This window comes from Prevotella sp. Sow4_E9_plate (genome assembly GCF_052116205.1).
In the GTDB taxonomy this organism is placed as follows: Bacteria; Bacteroidota; Bacteroidia; order Bacteroidales; family Bacteroidaceae; genus Prevotella.
This window is the reverse complement of sequence record NZ_JBQKLN010000084.1, coordinates 1-4,915: the sequence shown is the minus strand read 5'-3', so window position 1 is coordinate 4,915 and position 4,915 is coordinate 1. Positions and strand designations below refer to the sequence as shown.

Annotated in this window: 8 protein-coding genes; 6 read left to right on the top strand and 2 right to left on the bottom strand. The window is 40.0% G+C overall.

Translation table 11 applies throughout. The annotated features are described in order from the left end of the window. Positions 1–133: 133 nt before the first annotated feature. Both ACTQ53_RS17045 and ACTQ53_RS17040 read left to right on the top strand, forming a co-directional pair. Positions 134–1,201 carry an AAA family ATPase gene (locus ACTQ53_RS17045; protein ID WP_441934463.1) on the top strand — a complete coding sequence of 356 codons (1,068 nt, stop codon included), beginning with the start codon at positions 134–136 and terminating at the stop codon, positions 1,199–1,201. After that, entirely contained in the window at positions 1,198–1,845 is a 648-nt protein-coding gene (locus tag ACTQ53_RS17040) for a DUF4276 family protein (RefSeq protein WP_441934461.1), read from the top strand. Before ACTQ53_RS17045 ends, ACTQ53_RS17040 begins: the two co-directional genes overlap by 4 nt. Before the next feature lie 206 nt (positions 1,846–2,051). On the opposite strand, the gene ACTQ53_RS17035 is transcribed toward ACTQ53_RS17040, so the two are convergent. Further along, positions 2,052–2,303 carry a hypothetical protein gene (locus ACTQ53_RS17035; protein WP_441934459.1) on the bottom strand — a complete coding sequence of 84 codons (252 nt, stop codon included), beginning with the start codon at positions 2,301–2,303 and terminating at the stop codon, positions 2,052–2,054. 113 nt (positions 2,304–2,416) lie between these two features. On the opposite strand from ACTQ53_RS17035, the gene ACTQ53_RS17030 reads away from it, so the two are divergent. Further along, positions 2,417–2,554, top strand: coding sequence for a hypothetical protein (locus ACTQ53_RS17030; protein ID WP_441934457.1), 138 nt, complete (start codon positions 2,417–2,419; stop codon positions 2,552–2,554). A gap of 205 nt (positions 2,555–2,759) precedes the next feature. Here ACTQ53_RS17030 and ACTQ53_RS17025 read toward each other — a convergent pair whose 3' ends face one another. Further along, positions 2,760–3,119, bottom strand: coding sequence for a hypothetical protein (locus ACTQ53_RS17025; protein ID WP_441934455.1), 360 nt, complete (start codon positions 3,117–3,119; stop codon positions 2,760–2,762). Positions 3,120–3,134: 15 nt separating this feature from the next. Between ACTQ53_RS17025 and ACTQ53_RS17020 the strand changes: the two genes are divergently transcribed. From ACTQ53_RS17020 to ACTQ53_RS17010, 3 genes are all read left to right on the top strand, one after another. Further along, positions 3,135–3,932 carry an ADP-ribosylglycohydrolase family protein gene (locus tag ACTQ53_RS17020; RefSeq protein WP_441934453.1) on the top strand — a complete coding sequence of 266 codons (798 nt, stop codon included), beginning with the start codon at positions 3,135–3,137 and terminating at the stop codon, positions 3,930–3,932. A 143-nt stretch (positions 3,933–4,075) separates the two neighbouring features. Beyond that, complete coding sequence (locus ACTQ53_RS17015; protein ID WP_153127617.1) at positions 4,076–4,321, top strand: hypothetical protein; 246 nt, start codon at positions 4,076–4,078, stop codon at positions 4,319–4,321. Continuing rightward, entirely contained in the window at positions 4,311–4,652 is a 342-nt protein-coding gene (locus ACTQ53_RS17010; protein ID WP_441934451.1) for an addiction module toxin RelE, read from the top strand. Before ACTQ53_RS17015 ends, ACTQ53_RS17010 begins: the two co-directional genes overlap by 11 nt. The last annotated feature ends 263 nt before the right edge of the window (positions 4,653–4,915 follow it).

Below are 4,915 nucleotides of genomic sequence, written 5' to 3'. Positions count from 1 at the left end.
ATTATGTAACTTTGCAGCCGAAAAGGCTTCCCTGCTGGGGGCATGCCCCCAGCAGGGAGTGGGAATGAAAGTTAAGAACAAGCCTTGACACAGTTTAAATTACACCCCCTTTATATTTGAATGAAACTACAATATGGATTCGATAAGAATATTTGGATATAAGTCTTTTAAAAAGTTATCAGTTCAACTGCATCCTATCAATCTCTTGATTGGTGCCAATGGAGCTGGTAAGAGTAACTTCTTATCTCTTTTCGAAATGTTAGGAAACATCTATGAGAAGAGATTAGGGGCGTATGTCGCTCAAGTTGGTGGAGTAGATAAATTTCTCTATCAAGGCAGAAAAGTTACCGATCGTATAGCTGTAAACTTGCTAATAGCTAAGAGTGAATATGACTTGGCTTTATTGGAATCTGATGGTAAACTCATTGTAGAAAGAGAAGTTGTTGGTTGTTATGATGATGTTTGTCCTTTAGATTTAGTGAGGAAAAATGTTATAACGGAGTTTCAGAGCGAATCGAGTTTAAAAGACCATAAAGAGGACGATTTATCTAATTATATCTCCCAAATCCGCAAGTTTCACTTCCACGATACTGGTCGCCGTTCTCCATTTACGGCAGATAGCCATATCGTGAACGATGCTTATCGTATGTATGAGCATGGTGAAAATCTGGCGGCTATCCTCTATCGTATTCAGCGAGAGAAGCCGATGGCTTATCGTCGCATTATCCGTGTCATTCAGAGTGTGGCTCCCTATTTCTCGGACTTCTATTTCCAACCAACCGAAGCCGATATGGTGCGCTTGCAATGGCAGGATAAGTATAGCTCTATGATTTACGGACCGACCGACTTGTCGGATGGAACCATTCGCTTTATTGCCTTGACCGTGCTCTTTATGCAGCCATGGTTACCACGAGTTATCATCATTGATGAGCCAGAGCTTGGTTTGCATCCTGTGGCTATCGAAAAACTTTCGGGTTTGATTAAGATGGCGGCACAAAAGGGCACGCAAGTTATCGTTGCAACTCAAAGTGCTGAACTAATCAGTAACTTTGAACCAGAGGATGTCTTGACTGTTAATCAGAACGAAGATGGTACAACCATCAATCGGCTGAATAGCGAAGAATTGGCACATTGGCTTGAGGATTATACACTTGGTGATTTGTGGAAACAAAATATTATGAAAGGAGGTCAGCCACGATGAAACGACTAATCATAGTGTGTGAAGGTCCTACGGAACAAGAGTTTTGTACAGAAGTGCTTGGAGTGGAGTTTGCTAAGCATGATATTTATGTGGAAGCTCCTGTCATCAAGCACTCGCATGGTGGTATAGTGCCTTGGGCTACCATCAAAAAGCAAATCTTGAATCATCTCCAAGAAGGCGATGTCTATGTCAGTATGTTAGTGGATTACTATGGCATCAAAGACCAGTTCGGGTTTCCTGGATGGGAAGAATCTAAGGAAATAGTGGATAAGACGGAGCGTATTCATTTCTTGATAGATAGAATGGCGAATGATATTCCTGAGCAATATCGCTTCCGCTTCATTCCATACATACAACTTCATGAGTTTGAGGGATTGCTGTTTAGTGATGTGAGTGCATTCTTGAACAGTTTTGAGGAGAGTGAGTTTGATTATGCAGAGTTGCAGGCCACGGCAGAGGCTTTCCAATCACCAGAGCTTATCAACAATAGTCCTGAGACAGCTCCGTCCAAACGATTGATAGCTGCTATTCCTGATTATAATAAGGTAGTTGTTGGCATTTGTGTTGCTATGGACATTGGCTTAGAGAAGATTCGGGAGGAATGCCCTTTGTTCAATGAATGGGTAGAGCGATTGAAGAAGTGATACTTGACGAGTTTTACTGGGGCTATTAAGCAAGAATCCTGCTGGCTGTGATGCCGGCAGGATTCACTTTTCATAAACTGAACCTAAAGTTCGACCTTGTATTTTCTAACTATGCAACTTCTCATGAAACCTGAATAAGTCTAATTACCTTTAAAAACTAAATCTACTATATGAATAACGCTGCAAAATGAACTGTTCTTTATCTTTTACTCTGCATTTGTCTGCTGCTCAGTCTCTGTAGCCTCCTGCAGCTGAGTTGTCTCCTGCTGTGTTGAATCCTCAGTGGTAGCCTGTGGCTGGATAGGAGTGCCAACTTCTGTTGTATCTGAAGGAGCATCCGGAGCCACGGTATCAACTGGTGCTACCTCTGCGTTACCTACCATTCTGCTTGATGCAAAAACGTTGCTTACTGAAACCATTACCATAGCTGCGATAGCTGCAAACATAAACTTCTTCATAATCTTATCTTTTTTTAATTGTTACTATATTAATGTTACTTACTTATTTCCTTTTTTGTGGATTCATTATCGAACCCACTATTCATAGTCACAATCTGCGTGCCAAAAAGAAGATGAAAATGATATTGGTTGATTGTCAGGTGATTATGCTTTATGTACCAAAAGTAGATGGTGTGGAAAATGAGGAAAGTATGTGGAAATATTCCCCTAAAAACTGGGGAATGAAAACGTTGCTTTCATCAGTAAGATAGTTCTCTATAGTTGCTTCAAACAATTTTAGAAACTTTTTCGCTAAAAATATTTAGAGGATGAGACATAAGTGATATCTCATCCTCTTTTTTGGGTTTTTACGCATATAGATAAGACAAGTATGTTTTTGCAGGATTGCACTGGGAGAGGGGGCATAAGTCTATGGCGCAGTACGACCATTACCCTTTATGTCGTATGACAACAATTTTAATCTTCTATGACAACAGAATTCCATTCCAAAAGTTTCCTGTCTAGTATAATCTTCTTAGCTTCGCCTCTTTTACCATCTATATAATAGTACTTGGCGAGTGACTCGTCAAACTGGGATACGAAGGCTGCTCTTACTCGGGCGCACTTCTCATTGATGGAATTGGAGAGGGGGTTGGTCAAGGCATCTATGCTCTGGCGAATCTTCTCTGCAGATAGATGCACAGGGCTTTCCTGCTTGGCGCAAATGTCGAGATAGATGGTGTGTAGCTCTTCTCGATAGTCGGAAAGGTTCTTGAATACGATGCCCTCCTCATGGCGCAGGAAGAGGATGAATACAGCTTTTACCAATGGTTCCATCTTGATTTGCATATCATGATAATCGGGCAGGATGATCATCGTCGTCGTTGGCAAAGAGGCGACTGGACAGATGATACCGACATGATGCTATGCATCTTAGATTCCTTTGTGGCTTGTCTGAAGGATGACACTTTTAATATTACCAGAAGGTTTAAGGAATGGATGATGAATGGAGGCATGGGAATTGGCCGGCATACCTATAATGTAATGGCTCTTGGCGACTATACTTCGAATCCACAGAAGGCTGCAGAGATTATCTGGAAGATGGGAAAGAAAAAAGCTGCAGCTAATGGAGCCGTCATGAGAACTTCGGTGGTAGGGCTTATGAAGGACAATGTGGCTAATAATGCTGAGAATATCTGTAAGCTAACTCATTTTGATCCTCGCTGTGTGGGCTCTTGCGTTATCGTTTCTTCTATCATACATGCTCTTGTCTTTGAAGACAGGATATTGGATTATGAAGATGTGATTGGCATTGCCAAACAATATGATGAACGAATCGTTCCATTTATAGACTTGGCATATTATGAAGGTCTGGATTCTTTGTGCCTGGATGATAAAAAGAGTATGGGATATACGCTCAGAACTTTAGGGGCTGCCCTATGGGCTTATTGGCATGCAACCTCGTATAAGGAGAGTATCTTGAAGATTATTTTATCTGGAGGAGATGCGGATACCAATGCTGCAGTAGCAGGAGCTATCCTGGGTGCTAAATTTGGAATAGACCAAATTCCTGAAGAATGGAGGAATGGTCTTCTCTATGCTTTTATGCTCCATAACAAGGTGCAGGAATTCTACGCAATGTATCGATAAAAACATATAAAAAGTACGAAATCTCTTGTGAGTTTCATGCTTTTTGTTTATCTTTGCACCAAATAGACTGCATTCGGCAATTTTAAAGCTGACTTTCATATTGCTCGTTTGCATAATTACTAGCTAAAAGAAAGGATTCGATAATGAATGTAATGCAATTGAATACTGATATTTATAATAGCTTGGGCGTACTTTCTAATGACGAGAGCTATTTGGAAAAAGCTGCACGTTATCTTAAAAAATTGGCGCAAGCTAAAAGAGACGTGGAGAATGCAAAGGCTAAGGAAGAAGCCCTTGCTAGTATCAATCAGGCTTTTACGGAATTGAAGCTTCATCGCGAAGGAAAAATGGATTTTATTCCTGCGGAGGATTTGCTTAATGAGTTATAGGATAGAGGTTGCACCTGAGTTTGCCCGTAGATTGAAGAAATTAAGTAAGCGCTATAAGTCTATCAAGCAAGATTACGAAGATTTTTTGCATTCTCTTCAATCTAATCCTCTTCAAGGGGTAGATTTGGGTAAAGGGTTAAGAAAAATAAGAATGAGTATTGCTTCTAAAGGTAAAGGAAAAAGTGGTGGTGCCAGAGTTATTTCCTTTGTGGCAATCATGAATGAAGAGGATGGTTTTATAGAACTATTGACCATTTATGATAAATCAGAAATGGAATCTATCTCTGATAAAGAATTATTGAATTTAATGAAACGGAATGGTTTGTTTTAGAGCATAATAACGCAGAATCCTGCCGGCATCACTGCCAGCAGGATTCACTTTCAAAAACCGAACCTAAAAGTCTACCTTGTAATTTCTATCTATGCAATATCTATTGTAACCTGAATAAGTCTAATTACCTTTAAAAAACTAAATTCTATTATCCTTAATTCCGCAACACTTTGATTTAACTTTATTTATAAGTTCCTGAGCAACAAAAAGTTGCTCAGGATTTTGCCATGTCAGATTTTTCACTTATCTTAGTGTTGCAAATC

Excerpts from the sequence above, each read along its gene's own strand:
- ACTQ53_RS17045 (WP_441934463.1), top strand. The coding sequence starts at position 134 with ATGGATTCGATAAGAATATTTGGATATAAGTCTTTTAAAAAGTTATCA.
- ACTQ53_RS17010 (WP_441934451.1), top strand. The coding sequence starts at position 4,311 with ATGAGTTATAGGATAGAGGTTGCACCTGAGTTTGCCCGTAGATTGAAG.
- ACTQ53_RS17025 (WP_441934455.1), bottom strand. The coding sequence starts at position 3,119 with ATGGAACCATTGGTAAAAGCTGTATTCATCCTCTTCCTGCGCCATGAG.
- ACTQ53_RS17020 (WP_441934453.1), top strand. The coding sequence starts at position 3,135 with ATGATAATCGGGCAGGATGATCATCGTCGTCGTTGGCAAAGAGGCGAC.
- ACTQ53_RS17030 (WP_441934457.1), top strand. The coding sequence starts at position 2,417 with ATGAAAATGATATTGGTTGATTGTCAGGTGATTATGCTTTATGTACCA.
- ACTQ53_RS17035 (WP_441934459.1), bottom strand. The coding sequence starts at position 2,303 with ATGAAGAAGTTTATGTTTGCAGCTATCGCAGCTATGGTAATGGTTTCA.
- ACTQ53_RS17040 (WP_441934461.1), top strand. The coding sequence starts at position 1,198 with ATGAAACGACTAATCATAGTGTGTGAAGGTCCTACGGAACAAGAGTTT.
- ACTQ53_RS17015 (WP_153127617.1), top strand. The coding sequence starts at position 4,076 with ATGAATGTAATGCAATTGAATACTGATATTTATAATAGCTTGGGCGTA.